Annotated in this window: 12 protein-coding genes; 7 read left to right on the top strand and 5 right to left on the bottom strand. The window is 62.0% G+C overall.

Going from position 1 to position 13,449, the window contains the following annotated elements:
- Positions 1–45: 45 nt before the first annotated feature.
- Positions 46–2,118: an ATP-dependent helicase gene (locus ACWGXF_RS08295; RefSeq protein WP_256629646.1), complete on the bottom strand. Its 2,073-nt coding sequence runs from the start codon at positions 2,116–2,118 to the stop codon at positions 46–48.
- Positions 2,119–2,347: 229 nt separating this feature from the next.
- Between ACWGXF_RS08295 and ACWGXF_RS08290 the strand changes: the two genes are divergently transcribed.
- From ACWGXF_RS08290 to ACWGXF_RS08270, 5 genes are all read left to right on the top strand, one after another.
- Positions 2,348–3,136 (top strand): hypothetical protein, encoded by a 789-nt coding sequence (locus ACWGXF_RS08290; RefSeq protein WP_256631299.1) that lies wholly within the window; start codon positions 2,348–2,350, stop codon positions 3,134–3,136.
- A complete protein-coding gene (locus tag ACWGXF_RS08285) occupies positions 3,133–3,699 on the top strand; it encodes a GTP-binding protein (RefSeq protein ID WP_452101832.1) in 567 nt (188 codons plus the stop codon). The genes ACWGXF_RS08290 and ACWGXF_RS08285 overlap by 4 nt, the downstream gene beginning before the upstream one ends.
- The gene (locus ACWGXF_RS08280; protein WP_012836827.1) at positions 3,696–4,097 is read left to right on the top strand and encodes a roadblock/LC7 domain-containing protein; all 402 of its coding nucleotides are present in this window, start codon (positions 3,696–3,698) and stop codon (positions 4,095–4,097) included. Before ACWGXF_RS08285 ends, ACWGXF_RS08280 begins: the two co-directional genes overlap by 4 nt.
- 85 nt (positions 4,098–4,182) lie before the next feature.
- Positions 4,183–4,542, top strand: a complete 360-nt coding sequence (locus ACWGXF_RS08275) for a hypothetical protein (RefSeq protein ID WP_003065585.1) — start codon at positions 4,183–4,185, stop codon at positions 4,540–4,542.
- Positions 4,543–4,669: 127 nt separating this feature from the next.
- Complete coding sequence (locus ACWGXF_RS08270; protein WP_012836828.1) at positions 4,670–5,620, top strand: AEC family transporter; 951 nt, start codon at positions 4,670–4,672, stop codon at positions 5,618–5,620.
- Positions 5,621–5,784: 164 nt separating this feature from the next.
- On the opposite strand, the gene ACWGXF_RS08265 is transcribed toward ACWGXF_RS08270, so the two are convergent.
- From ACWGXF_RS08265 to hemE, 3 genes are all read right to left on the bottom strand, one after another.
- On the bottom strand, positions 5,785–6,906 hold the full coding sequence (locus ACWGXF_RS08265; protein WP_003065578.1) for an asparaginase: 1,122 nt from the start codon (positions 6,904–6,906) through the stop codon (positions 5,785–5,787).
- A gap of 195 nt (positions 6,907–7,101) precedes the next feature.
- Complete coding sequence (gene priA / locus ACWGXF_RS08260) at positions 7,102–9,303, bottom strand: replication restart helicase PriA (protein WP_256629648.1); 2,202 nt, start codon at positions 9,301–9,303, stop codon at positions 7,102–7,104.
- 660 nt (positions 9,304–9,963) lie between these two features.
- Positions 9,964–11,079 carry a uroporphyrinogen decarboxylase gene (hemE, locus tag ACWGXF_RS08255; protein ID WP_003065572.1) on the bottom strand — a complete coding sequence of 372 codons (1,116 nt, stop codon included), beginning with the start codon at positions 11,077–11,079 and terminating at the stop codon, positions 9,964–9,966.
- Positions 11,080–11,295: 216 nt separating this feature from the next.
- On the opposite strand from hemE, the gene ACWGXF_RS08250 reads away from it, so the two are divergent.
- The gene (locus ACWGXF_RS08250; protein WP_003065570.1) at positions 11,296–12,162 is read left to right on the top strand and encodes a GNAT family N-acetyltransferase; all 867 of its coding nucleotides are present in this window, start codon (positions 11,296–11,298) and stop codon (positions 12,160–12,162) included.
- A gap of 62 nt (positions 12,163–12,224) precedes the next feature.
- Here the strand turns inward: ACWGXF_RS08250 and ACWGXF_RS08245 are convergent, their stop codons facing one another.
- Positions 12,225–12,740: a hypothetical protein gene (locus ACWGXF_RS08245; protein WP_003065569.1), complete on the bottom strand. Its 516-nt coding sequence runs from the start codon at positions 12,738–12,740 to the stop codon at positions 12,225–12,227.
- A gap of 313 nt (positions 12,741–13,053) precedes the next feature.
- On the opposite strand from ACWGXF_RS08245, the gene ACWGXF_RS08240 reads away from it, so the two are divergent.
- Positions 13,054–13,440 (top strand): VOC family protein, encoded by a 387-nt coding sequence (locus ACWGXF_RS08240; RefSeq protein WP_256629649.1) that lies wholly within the window; start codon positions 13,054–13,056, stop codon positions 13,438–13,440.
- Positions 13,441–13,449 lie beyond the last annotated feature (9 nt).

Raw genomic sequence — 13,449 nt, 5'->3', positions numbered from 1 at the left:
GCTGGCAGCTATGAAAATCAAAGATCTCAAAGTCATGTGGAGTCATCAGTTGGCGGCGCCTGGCGCCGCCTGGTTCTTGCGCGCGGCAAATTCTTCGCGCAGCTTGCGCAGCTTCTCGCGCGGGTCTTCCTTGGCCGTGGCCGCATCGAGGCCCATTTCCTTGATGAAGCGGCTGGGCTGGCAGGCCACCATCTCGCGGCCTTTTTTGCGGCGCTTGGTCCAGCTCACGGCCAGCGTGCGCTGGGCGCGGGTGATGCCCACATACATCAGGCGGCGCTCTTCCTGCAGCCGCGCTGCCGTTTCATCGCTGACCTGCTGCTGCTTGCCATCGTCATCGTCCAGCTTGAATGGCAGCATGCCCTCGGTCACGCCGACCTGCATGACATGGAGCCATTCCAGACCCTTGGACGCGTGGAGGGTGGAGAGCACGACCATGTCCTGCTCCTTCTCACGCTCGCTGATGGTGGAGAGCAGGGCAATGTTCTGCGAGACCTCCAGCAGGCTCTTGACCTCGGTCTGGGTGCCGGCGCCTGCAGCATCTTCTATCTGGCCGCCAGCGCGCTGGGCCATCCAGTCACAGAACTCCAGCACATTGCTCCAGCGCGCGGCGGCGACGGACTCGCTGTCCTCGCTGTCATACAGATACTGTTCGTAGCCAATTTCCTTGAGCCAGTCGATCAGAAAGCTGCGCGAGGCTTCAAAGCCCAGGGTGTGGCGGGCACGGTATTCCAGGTCGTTGATATAGCGGCCGAATTCCAGCAGGCTTTCGAAGGCCTTGCGCGGCAGCGCCTCCTCCAGCATGGCATTGAACAGCGAGCCGAACATGCTGAGCTTGTGCGCAGCGGAGAACTCCCCGAGCTTGCCCAGCGTGGTGTGACCGATGCCGCGCTTGGGCGTGCCTATGGAGCGCAGAAACGCCGGGTCGTCGTCGTTGTTGATCCAGAGGCGGAACCATGCACACAGGTCCTTGATCTCGGCGCGGTCGAAAAAGCTGGTGCCGCCCGAGACCTTGTAGGGGATGTTGGCCTTGCGCAGCGCCTTCTCGAAGGGCTTGGCCTGGTGGTTGGCGCGGTAGAGGATGGCGAAGTCCTTCCACGCGGGCTGCGGGTTCATATTGGCGCGCAGGCTCTGGATGCGGGCCACGGCACGCTCGGCCTCGTGCTCTTCGGTGTCGCAGTCGACGATGCGCACGGGTTCGCCCTCGCCGAGTTCCGAAAACAGTGTCTTGGGAAATAGCTTGGGGTTGGGGCCGATCACATTGTTGGCGGCGCGCAGGATGGCGCTGGTGGAGCGGTAGTTCTGCTCCAGCTTGATGACCTTGAGCTGCGGAAAGTCCACGGGCAGCTTCCTGAGGTTGTCCAGCGTGGCGCCGCGCCAGCCGTAGATCGACTGATCGTCGTCTCCCACGGCCGTGAAGTGGGCGCGCTCGCCCACCAGGAATTTGAGCAGCTCGTACTGCGTGGCATTGGTGTCCTGATATTCGTCCACCAGCACATGGCCCAGCAGGCGTTGCCATTTTTCGCGCACCTCGGGGTGGCCGCGCAGCAGGCGCATGGGCATGCCGATCAGGTCGTCGAAGTCCACGCTCTGGTAGGCGGTCAGGCGCTCTTCATAGCGCTGCATGATGAGAGCGGTGCTGCGCTCGTTGTCGTCCTGCGCCATGGCCAGGGCCTTGCGGCTGTCCCAGCCCTGATTCTTCCAGCCGCTGATGGTCCACTGCCACTGGCGGGCCGTCGCCATATCGGTGGTGCCGCCCGCGCAGTCCTTGAGGATGCCGGTGACATCGTCGGTGTCCAGAATGCTGAACTGGGGCTTGAGACCGAGGATGTGGCCGTCCTCGCGCACCATGCGCACGCCTAGCGAGTGGAAGGTGCAGATCAGCACCTCCTTGGCCTGGCGGCCGATCAGACCTGCGGCGCGTTCGCGCATTTCGGCGGCGGCCTTGTTGGTAAAAGTGATAGCGGCAATGCGGCGTGGCGCCAGACCGGTTTCGATCAGACGGCCTATTTTGTGCGTAATCACACGGGTCTTGCCCGAGCCGGCGCCTGCCAGAACAAGGCATGGACCTTCGGTGTAATGCACGGCCTGGAGCTGAGCGAGGTTGAGACCAGCAGACATGAAGCAGAGTGACCCATCATCAAAAACAAGGACTGGGAGCATACCGCTTCGCTGTGAAGAGCCCTGATGACAGCGCTCACAACTGACAAAAATCAGGGACTCAGCGAGCGTTTCACCTACACGTGCGCTCTCCTGTTACTTGAATAATTGTTGTAATAAGGTGTTAGTTGTGTAGCGTGAATATTGCATCGTGTCCGGCCTTGATCCCGACAGCGCCAGCGAATTTTCGATGGTTGAGGGATTCATTGTCTTTTCCTCAACCCTCAGGGTGTTGTGCATGGCGAGAACCATCGGTGAAGTGAGCTTGGCCGCAGAACTTTGGACGCCTGCCGTGCAGCAGCGCTTTGAAGCGCTGTTCGCCGTGGCCGCGCGCAAGTCGCTTTCCGGCTGGCGTCAGGTTCCGCGCCATGCGGCCGAAGTGCTGGTGATCGAAGGGCTGGAGAGCCTGCTGGCCAGGGCCGAGGCGAGAGCTCCTTGCGTGGTCTATCTCGGCGGCGAGCCGGCCATGCAGCCGCTGGGGCGTTCTTCCCAGGGCTGGGCAGTACATCTTGATGTGGACTTCACGCTGTCCGACCTGATCGACATGCTCGACCGTGCCGCGGTTTTCCTCATGGACTGGAGAGCCCAGCACAGGGCCGGTGAGCCCCTGTCGCTACAGCGTGCCTTGCAAGAGCTTCAGTCGCGGGGAGTCGACTGTACGCATTGCTTTCAAATCAAATCCTGGGTCGCCTTGCCTGGCAGCGCCAACAGCGCGCAGAACATGCGTGTGCTGGCGCTGCTCGCGCGTGGGCCTATCGATGCCAGATCGCTGGCCGAGCACGCCGGCATTGAGATGTCGCAACTATCGGCCCTGCTGTCCCTGCCTCAGATTCAGGCAGTCCTGCGCTGTAGTCTGCGCGGCTCCGGGGAACCCTCCGCTGCGCAGAAATCAATTGCCCAGAAGCAGCCAGCCGCTTCCGTGACGCGTCAATGGCTCAGCAAGCTGACGGGCTGGATTACCCGTGGAGGACGTACATGACATCTTTCATGCCCATGCAGCCCGGCCAGGGTCTGCTGCGGGTGAGTCTGCTGGGGTCCATGGGCATAGGCAAGACCACGGCGCTGCGCAGCCTGTGCGGGGAATTCATGGCAGGCAGCGATGTGCGCAACCTGGACAAGGCGACGCACAGCAAGGAGTTCACCACGGTCGGTGCGGAGTTTGGCGAGATCGATCTGGGCTCTGGCGAGCGACTGCAGCTGGTAGGCAGCCCCGGTCAGGATCGATTCGATTTCGTGCGCCGCTGGGTGCTTTCTGCATCGGTGGGAGCGCTGCTGATGGTGGACGTCAACGATGCGGGCGCGGTGGACTACGCCTGCGAGATGCTGACGGGGATCGCAGAGCTGGACCAGGCACCTTTGATGGTCATTCTCAGTTGCCGTCCCGCCAGCGGAGCAAGGCTGGAGGCATTCAGCTCCGCCCTGGTTGCCAAAGGCCATGACCTCACCCCGCTTGTTGAGGCTGATCCACGTGATCGCCAGCAGATGCTGGATGCCCTGAGCGTGCTGGCATCGCTGCTCTCCTTGCAAAGTCAGACTCTATGAAGACCCATACCTCCCTCGTGATTCCGCCACATGCCGTGGAGGCAGGTCAGGAAATCCTGGCGCGTGTGGTGGCCCCGGTGGCGGGCGTCCACATCGCCTTGCTCTGTACCCCTGACGGTTTCGAGATTTCAGCGCTGCGCATTCGCAGCGATCTGCCGACCGAACGACTGTCGGCCATGGCGGGCTCGCTCATGGCCATGGCCAAGGCCGTGGCCAATGAGATCGGACACAAGGATTGCAAGCGCCTGACTTTCGAGACGGAGTCGGGTACGGTGGTCTTCCAGGCGGTGAACGGCTCCTTCCCGGCTGTTCTCTGTCTGGTGGTGGATCAGAACGCCTTGCTGGGTCGCGCGCTCTGGGCGGCTGGCGAGGTTGCCACAGGGTACCTGCCCTCTTGATCACAGGTTCACTGGAGTTCTGAGTCTGAGTGGGTGCGCATCTGGCGCACGAGTTCCTTGTCTTGCTTTTTCAAAAGGTGGATTTATGGCCTCTATCCAGGATTCTCTGAACGCTCTGATGACCGCAGACGGTGCTGTCTGCGGCGCCCTCGTGGACAGCGCCAGCGGCATGCTGATGGGCAGCGTAGGCGGCGGCGTGGACATGGAGCTGGCCGCGGCCGGCAACACCGAGGTCGTGCGTGCCAAGATCAAGACCATGCGCATGCTCAATCTCAACGACCAGATCGACGACATACTGATCACTCTGGGCAAGCAATATCACATCATCCGTCCCGTGGCCGCCAATGACGGCGTGTTCTTCTATCTGGTGCTGGACAAGGCTCGTGCCAACCTGGCGCTGGCGCGTCGCAAGACTGCAGATGTGGAAAAGGAACTCAAGCTCTGACGCGCTGTCCTTGTACCTGTCACAGCAGCCTGCCTTGCGCAGGCTTTGTTTTTGGATAGGTCTGCACTGAAAAATTTTCATCGAAGGCCGTGAGAGGGCTGGAGCCGGGCGCTGTCACAATTTGTGCGTGTTGTCCGTTCTACTCATCACCTTTCCCTTCTTTGCCCTGGTGGCTTGCGGCTTTGTCGCCACATGGCGCGGCATCCTGCCCCAGGCGTCCATCCCCGGCCTCAATGCCTTTGTGCTGTACTTCGCGCTGCCTTGCATGCTGTACCGCTTTGGCGCGCAGACACCGATTCATCAGCTGCTCGACATCAACGTCACCCTGGTCTATCTGCTCTGTGCGGTGCTGATGGTGGGGGCGACCGTGCTGCTGACCCACGCACGCCTGGGCTGGAACGATGCCGCATTCGGTGCACTGGTCGCTGCTTTTCCGAACACCGGCTTCATGGGCGTCCCCATGCTGGCGGCGCTGCTGGGCGCGCAGAGTGCGGGGCCGGTGATCGTGACCATGGCCATCGACATGGTCCTCACCACCTCGGCCTGCATTGCGCTGTCGCGGCTCGATCTGGCGGGAGGGCAAGGAATCTGGCTGGCAGTGCGCAATTCGCTCAAGGGCATGGCGTCCAACCCCATGCCCTGGTCGATTCTGCTGGGCGGCCTGGCATCCGCCATGGGTTGGGTATTGCCCGGCCCGGTGGACAAGACCGTGTCCATGCTGGCTGCAGCGGCTTCGCCGGTGGCCTTGTTCACCATAGGCGCGGTGCTGGCGCGCTCGCAGATGAACAGCCATGAGCGCGTGGCAGCGCGCGACTATGTACCGATCGCGCTGGCCAAACTGGTCGTCCATCCGCTGCTGGTCTGGGCCGTCGGATTGGCCGCAATCTCCATGGGCTTGGGGCTTCAGCACGAAACCCTGGTGGTGCTGGTGCTGCTGGCAGCCCTACCGTCCGCCAGCAATGTGTCGCTGCTGACCGAGCGCTACGGCGCCCACAGCGGCCGCGTGGCCCGCATCATCCTGGTCTCGACCAGCCTGGCCTTTCTCAGCTTCTCCGCTGCCGTGGCGCTGATGACCTGATCAGAAAAAAATAGCGGTTTGCGCAAGACCAGCCTGCGCAAACCGCTGTTTGTATCCTGAATCTCAAATCAGGCATGCCCCGAGAGAGGCAGCCAGCAAGAGCCGCCTCGCAGCAAAGGCTGCCGTCCCCTTGAGGGGAAGCCGCGAAGCGGCTCAGGGGTGGATCAATACTCCCAGAACATCCGCTGCAGTTCCTTGGTGTTGGCGCCCTTGGTCAGCGCCAGCATGGTCAGCAGGCGTGCTTTTTCGGGGCGCATGTCGTGGGCGACCACCCAGTCGTACTTGTCGTCGGGCTGCTCGGCATTGCGCAGCACAAAGCCGTAGGGCACGCGTGACGAACGCACGATGAGCACGCCCTTGCCGCGGGCATCCTGCAGCGGCTTGACCATGCGGTCGGCGACCGAGCCATTGCCGGTGCCGGCATGGACGATGGCCTTGGCGCCGGCATCGACCAGGGCATTCACGGCCGTGGGCTGGACGCTGCCGTAGGCATAGACGATGTCCACCTGAGGCAGCTTGTCGATGTTGTCGATATTGAACTCGGAGTTCATGGTGTGGCGCTTGACGGGCGCGCGGAACCAGTAGTTCTTGCCCTCGACCACCATGCCCAGCGGGCCCCACTGGCTCTTGAAGGCACCGGTCTGGATATTGATGTCCTTGTTCACATCGCGGGCGGTGTTGATCTCGTCATTCATGGTGACGAAGACGCCCTTGCCCCTGGCGTCCTTGGAGCCAGCCACGCTGACGGCATTGACCAGGTTCAGTGCGCCATCGGCGGACAGGGCCGTGCCCGGACGCATGCTGCCGACCACGGCAATGGGCTTGTCGGTGTGCACGGTCAGGCTCAGGAAGTAGGCCGTCTCGGCCAGCGTGTCCGTGCCGTGGGTGATGACGATGCCGTCCACATCGGACTGCTTGGCCAGTTGCGAGACGCGCTTGGCCAGGGTCAGCAGATTGTCGTTGGTGAAGCTCTCGGAAGCGATCTGGAACACCTGCTCGCCGCGCACATTGGCGATCTGGGCCAGCTCGGGCAGGCCGGCCAGCAGCTTGTCCACAGGTACCTTGGCGGCCGTGTAGGTAGCACTGTTGACGGTCGAGGCACCGGCACCCGCAATCGTGCCGCCCGTGGCCAGCACCACCACATTGGGCTTGGCTGCCTGTGCCTTGGCCGCCTGCGCGGCCGCAGGCGATGCATCCTGCGCCAGGGCTGCGCCGGGGGCGGACAGAACGCCCAGAACGGCAATGGTGGCGGCCAGCAAGGACTGGCGGAAGACTTGTTTTTGCATGAAGTAGTGCTCCGTGATTGAATGAAACGGCCTCTTGTGGAGCCGAGCTTCACACCATGCAATAGCCATGCCGGCTTGCCCATTCGCGCAAATCCCGATGGATTTGCCAAGCGCCTGCGGTTTATATAAATTGATAGCTGTCAGCGCTTATGGGTAAAGGGCTAAAGAGCTAAAAACCTTAAACTTCAGACGACTTTAAATGCTGAGCGGATCCACATCCACCAGCCAGCGCACCAGCGGCCTGTGCTCGGGCAGAGTGCGCAGCCAGTGCAGATACTGCTGCCAGGCATTCAGAAAGCGCAGCAGGGCGCTGCGGTTGCCGGCTTCCAGCAGCATCTGGGCACGCTCCACATTGGCCACGCGCTGCACCGCCATGGGGATGGGCGGGTAGATGAACACTTCGTCCAGATAAGGCAGCTTGGCCTCTTTGGCGACCTGGGTGGCGGCATTCAGAAAGGCCTGGGCGGCTTCCTGGGTGCGTGCATCGGCCCGGACTATGGCCTGAAAGGCATAGGGCGGCATGCCGGCATCCAGCCGTTCCTTGAGCTGCTGCCTGGCAAACGCCGGGTAGTCATGCTTGCGCAGTGCGGTGTAGACGGCGTTTTGCGGGTCGTGGCTTTGAATCCACATTTCCGGATGGCTGCCCTGTGCCTGCACATATTGCGCGTCGCGTCCGGCACGCCCGGCGGCCTGCATCAGCAGGCAGAACAGCCGCTCCGGGGCGCGATAGTCGCTGGAGTACAGCGCGCTGTCGGGTTGCACGGCCGCCACCAGCGTGATGCGCCGAAAGTCATGGCCCTTGGCCACCATCTGGGTGCCTACCAGCACATCCACATCGCCGGCATGCACCTGGGCCAGTTGCTGCTCCAGGCTGCCCTTGGCCTTGGTGGTGTCGGCGTCGATGCGCGCCACGCGGGCCGGATTGCCGTCGGGGCGCTGCACATTGCGCAGCAGCCGCTCCAGCTCTTCCTGCAACTGCTCCGTGCCCTTGCCCAGCGGCAGGATGTCGGGGTTGCCGCAGTTGGGGCAGGCAAACGGCACACGCTGGGTAAAGCCGCAGTGGTGGCAGCGCAGCGTGCGGTCGCCCTTGTGAAAGACCTGGTGAGCGCTGCAATGGGGGCAGTCGCTCTTCCAGTTGCAGTCGGCGCAGAACAGCACGGGGGCAAAGCCGCGGCGGTTGAGCAGAATCAGGCTTTGCTCGCCGCGTTTGACGCGCTCGGTGATGGCCTCGATCAGCGGCGGCGAGAACACGGCGCGTTTGGGTTGCTGGCCCATGTCCACCATTCTCACCCTGGGAAGGCTGGCCGCGCCTGAGCCGGCCGCGCCAATGCTGGCCGCGCCGATACGGCTGGGCATATGCAGGCGCAGGTAGCGGCCGACATCGGGTTCCGAGGCATGCCAGCTCTCCAGCGACGGTGTGGCGCTGCCCAGAATGACCTTGGCGCCGGTATCGCGCCCGCGCCAGATGGCCAGATCGCGTGCCGAATAGCGTGCCCCTTCCTGCTGCTTGTAGCTGGCGTCATGCTCCTCGTCGACCACGATCAGCGCCAGTTGCGGCACGCTGGCAAAAATAGCCATGCGCGTACCCAGCACGATGCGGGCGCGGCCCGTGTGAGCGGCCAGCCAGCTTTTGAGACGCTGCGGGTTGGTCATGCCGCTGTGCATGCTGACTACGGCGTCCTTGCCGTACTGAGGCACGAAGCGGGCGACAAATCGCTCTTCCAGCTGAGGCGTGAGGTTGATCTCGGGCACCATCACCAGGGCTTGAGCCTCCGGGTTGGCATCCAGCACGGCTTGCACTGCACGCAGATAAACCTCGGTCTTGCCGCTGCCAGTGCTGCCGTAGAGCAGGAACGGGCCGGGGTTTTGCTCAATTTGCTCAAAAACCGCCGATTGTTCGGCACTGAGGGCGAGCAAAGGCGTTGCGCTGCTGGCGTCCTGCGTGTGAGCCATCGTCTCGGTGCTCGCTTGTGCTGCTTCAGCGACTTGTGTCTTCTTGCGCTTGCCGGCTGGCGTCTTGGCTGTCTTGGACGGAGTCAGCCGCCGCGCCAGTTGTTCGGGCGACATATCGCGCAATTGAGGCGGCAAGGCGGTGACGGCGATCTCGCCCAAGCTGCGCTGGTAATAGTGCGCGGCAAAAGCCACCAGGCGTCGCCAGGCCTGGTTCAGCGGTTCTATGCCCTGCAGCAGGCCGGCAATGCTGCGCAGTTCCACCCCGTCTGGAATGGCTTCGGGGGCGGCGGGCGTATCCCAGACCACACCCAGCAACTCTCTTTTTCCCAGAGGAACGCGCGCCAAGCTGCCGGGCTCCAGCCATGCATCGCTAACGTAGCTCAACAGATCACCTACGGCGCTGTGGGCAGGGGTCTGGACGGCAACGTAAACGATATGGGACATGGAGTTGGATCGGGGGAAGGCGCTGCAGAGGCCGCGGTTCCTCAGAGCTATAGCAGATTTTGAGGCCTGCAAAGGCTTTGCGTTCTGTGGATAACTTTGTGAGAAACAATATGCGCGAAAGGCCTGAGCAAGTCCTGTTCGTGTTTGCAAGCCGGCAGGATGGCTGAGCGGTTGAATAATTAATTTATTTAAAACAAAGACTTATATGTATTCATGAGGCGATGATGAGCTTGCTTCGACGGAGTGTTGGCAGGGAGTCTGCATCGCCATATCTGTGCATAAATCAGGCGGCGAGTCACTGTCAACCGAGAAGCTCCCTAAACCTAAATGCTTCCAAACCGCTGTGCAAAGTCCTTAACTTCTCAAAAAATAGCACTAGAGCCAGCAGCCATGAGGCATGCAGTTATCTTGAAGCATTCATATGTGGATAACTTCCGTCAATCGATGCCAAGGTGGATGAAAAAATAAAAAAGCGCCAAGCACTGCTGGCGCCGAATTTTTCAGGGTCTGAGATTTAGTGATTTGAAATCAATGATTTGCTGCCGCTTTGCTGCATCTCAGGCCGGCAATTGTCGTTCAATAACCATTTGATCTTATCGGGTGATTGGGGCCCGTTGCTCTGCAACAAATGCCTGGGAAGGCAGTTGTTGCAGGGGGGAATCAGCCCTTTGTGCGCAGCAGGCGCGAGTGGCTGTGCACAGCTTCGACCAGCGCGGCCACATGTTCGGGCGGGGTGAACTGGCTGATGCCGTGACCCAGATTGAAGATGTGGGTGGGGCCGGTGGTGCTCTTGTCGGTATGGGGCTTGCCAAAGCTGTCCAGCACGGCACGCGCCTGGGCGGCGACCTGCTCGGGTGCGGCAAACAGCACATTCGGGTCGATATTGCCCTGCAGCGCCTTGCCGGGGCCGCCGATCTCGCCGCCCACGATGGCGCGCGCCTTGCCCAGATTGGCAGTCCAGTCCAGACCCAGCACTTCGCAGTCGATGTCCTTCATGTCGGGCAGCCAGATGCCACCGCCCTTGGTGAAGACGATGCGGGGCACGTCGCTGCCGTCCACGCCGGTGCGCTTGAGCTGAGCCAGCACGCGCTTGGTATAGGCGAGGCTGAACTCCTGGAAAGCACCGTCGGCCAGCACGCCGCCCCAGCTGTCAAAAATCATCACGGCCTGTGCGCCGGCATCGATCTGGGCGTTCAGGTAGGCCGCCACGCTGTCGGCGTTGACTTCCAGGATGCGGTGCATCAGGTCGGGGCGCGAGTACATCAGCGACTTGACGGTACGGTAGTCATCGCTGCCCTTGCCCTCGGTCATGTAGCAGGCCAGAGTCCAGGGGCTGCCCGAGAAGCCGATCAGCGGTACACGGCCATTGAGCACCTTGCGGATATTGGTGACGGCGTCAAACACATAGCGCAGCTTGTCCATGTCGGGCACGGCCAGCTCGGCCACGGCGGCCTCGTCGCGCACCACCTTGGCAAAGCGCGGACCTTCGCCTTCGGCGAACGACAGGCCCAGGCCCATGGCGTCGGGCACGGTCAGGATGTCGCTGAACAGAATGGCAGCGTCCAGCGGGAAGCGATCCAGCGGCTGCAGGGTCACCTCGGTGGCGTAGTCCACATTGGTGGCCAGGCCCATGAAGCTGCCGGCCTTGGCGCGGGTGGCCTTGTACTCGGGCAGGTAGCGTCCCGCCTGGCGCATCAGCCACAGGGGCGTGTAGTCAGTAGCCTGGCGACGGCATGCGCGCAGGAAGGTGTCATTGGTCAGGGGGGCGAAACTCATATGCCGATTGTCGCCCACTCCGGCTTTCCCATTCACCACAATCCCGAGCGGCAATTCAGCTCTCTGTGCAGGGATGGCGGCTGCCATGGTTTGTCATGCAACCGTCATCCAAATGTCGCGCGGGCTTCATCTGCGTTTTCCACAATGACGCCACGCAGACACACCGTGTGGCACAGGCAGGCCGCCAACTGCGTCCAACACCGGAGGAAAGCAGACATGAGGCATCCCGAGATTCTTGATGCGCTGAATGGCCAGAGCATCGCGACGACATCATCATCGGCTCCCTCGCTTTCCCATCGTCCCGCCAGTCCCGTGCATCCTGCCGCGCCCGCTTTGCGCCTGCAGGTGCGCTGGGCCCGGCATCTGGACGAGGTTCGCCAGGCCCAGCGCCTGCGCTATCAGATCTTTGCCGAAGAAATGGGCGCTGTGCTGCAGACCCCCGTGGCAGGTCATGACATCGATGTCTTTGACGATTTCTGCGAGCATCTGATGGTCTGCGATGAAGAGCAGAACAAGGTGATCGGCACCTACCGTCTGCTGACCCCCGCCCAGGCCCAGCGCGCCGGCGGTTTGTACAGCGATCAGGAATTCGATCTCTCGCCCATCAACGCCTGGCGGGCACAGATGGTCGAGCTGGGGCGCAGCTGCGTGCATGCGGAGCATCGCCAGGGCGGCGTGATTCTGGCGCTCTGGGGGGCGTTGGCCGAATTCATGCAGCGCAACCGGCTCGAGGCCATGGTGGGCTGCGCCAGCATTCCCATGCAGTACCCGGGCCTGGCCCATGGCGAAGGTCCGGCACGCATCTGGCAGCAACTGCGCCAGAGCCATCTGGCCGAGCCCGAGTTGCAGGTGCGCCCCCGAGTAGCCCTGCCCGAGGAGTTGGCGCATATCAGCAATGTCTCGGCAGATGCGTTGAAGGTCGAGCCGCCAGCGCTGATCCAGGGCTATCTGCGTGCCGGTGCCAAGGTGCTGGGTGCGCCGGCCTGGGACAGCGACTTCAATACGGCCGATCTGCCCATCATGATGCGCATGCAGGATCTACCCTCACGCTACCGCCGACTGTTCGGGCGCATGAAGGCCTGAGGCGAGAGCAGCAAGTAAAAAGCCTGTGGCCATGCCACAGGCTTTTTTGATGGCGGGACGGGTCATGCCGCGTGGCTGGGCTCATCTTCCAGGCCTTCGGCAAACAGGCCCAGCGCCGTAACCATCAGGCCCAGCATGAGGAAGGCATAGGCTGCAATGGACAGCACCAGACTCATGCTGTAGCCCCATTGCAGAACCGAGCAGGCCCAATCCCAGGACCCATAAAGCGCGCTGCACTGATTGCTGGCCGGCATGTGCACATACCAGGTGACGGCGATCCACATCAGGACCAGCATCACCACCGTGGTGCGAAGCTTGTGTGACGGCGTCTGGTCCATGTTCTTGAGCAAGACCAGCGGTATGGCTCCGCCCCAGACAAACATCATCAGCCAACTGAAGGCAGGAGCCTGCGCCAGTGCCTGTTGCAACCAGTGCATCTTGGGCATGCTGTTGATGCTGGCCAGGACGTCCCAGGCAAAGGGCAGGGCCAGACCGGCGATTGCCAGGCTGGCCAGCGCCAGTGCACGCAACAAGCAAAGACGTTTGTGAGACGGCTGGTGGATAAGGTTGGCATGCATGGCTTACCTCCTGTGCAGTTCAGGCAGTTCGCAGTGGTCAACGCGTGCAAGGCTGGCAAAGGCTGGAAACTGCGGTTGCGCCTGGCTTGTGGGCAGTTCCAGTCTAGAGCTTTTGCCTGGTTTGTGCCATAGGCACTATGCGCCTGCTTGAAGTCGCGCTCCACTCCAAGGCGAGGCCGATGTGCCCAGTCGTAAAGTTGATTGCGCCAGGTTCATTGAGCTTGCCGGGGCTGGCATCTGCCAACCCCTGGGGCTAAGCTTGATCCGCTCGACTCAGGGCCATGAACCCGCAGCGCCGGGCAAAGGAGTTCTTATGCTGAGCCATTCTGCTGTGACGACGATGCTGCCGGTAATGGATATGGCGCGTGCTCGTGCTTTCTACGAAGAAAGCCTGGGTCTGCAGCCAGGAGAGCTGCGGCCCGATGGAAAGTTTGTCTACCTGGTTGGCGGCAGTGCGCTGGCCCTGTTTCCAAAGCCTGGCGGTACCAAGGCCGAGCACACGGCCATCAGCTTTCGGGTGCCCGATATCGCTGCCAGCATTCGGGAACTGAAAAGCCGGGGTGTGGTGTTTGAGGACTACGACTTCCCCGACTTCAAGACCGTCAACCATGTCTGCGTGCTGGGGTCCGAGAAAGCCGCCTGGTTCAAGGACACCGAGGGTAACTACCTCTGCCTGCACGAGGAAGTGGAGACAGCCTGAATTGCGTCA

The organism is Comamonas sp. HJ-2 (assembly GCF_053615495.1).
Note: the sequence above shows the minus strand (reverse complement) of the source record. Positions and strands in the feature narration are given on the sequence as shown.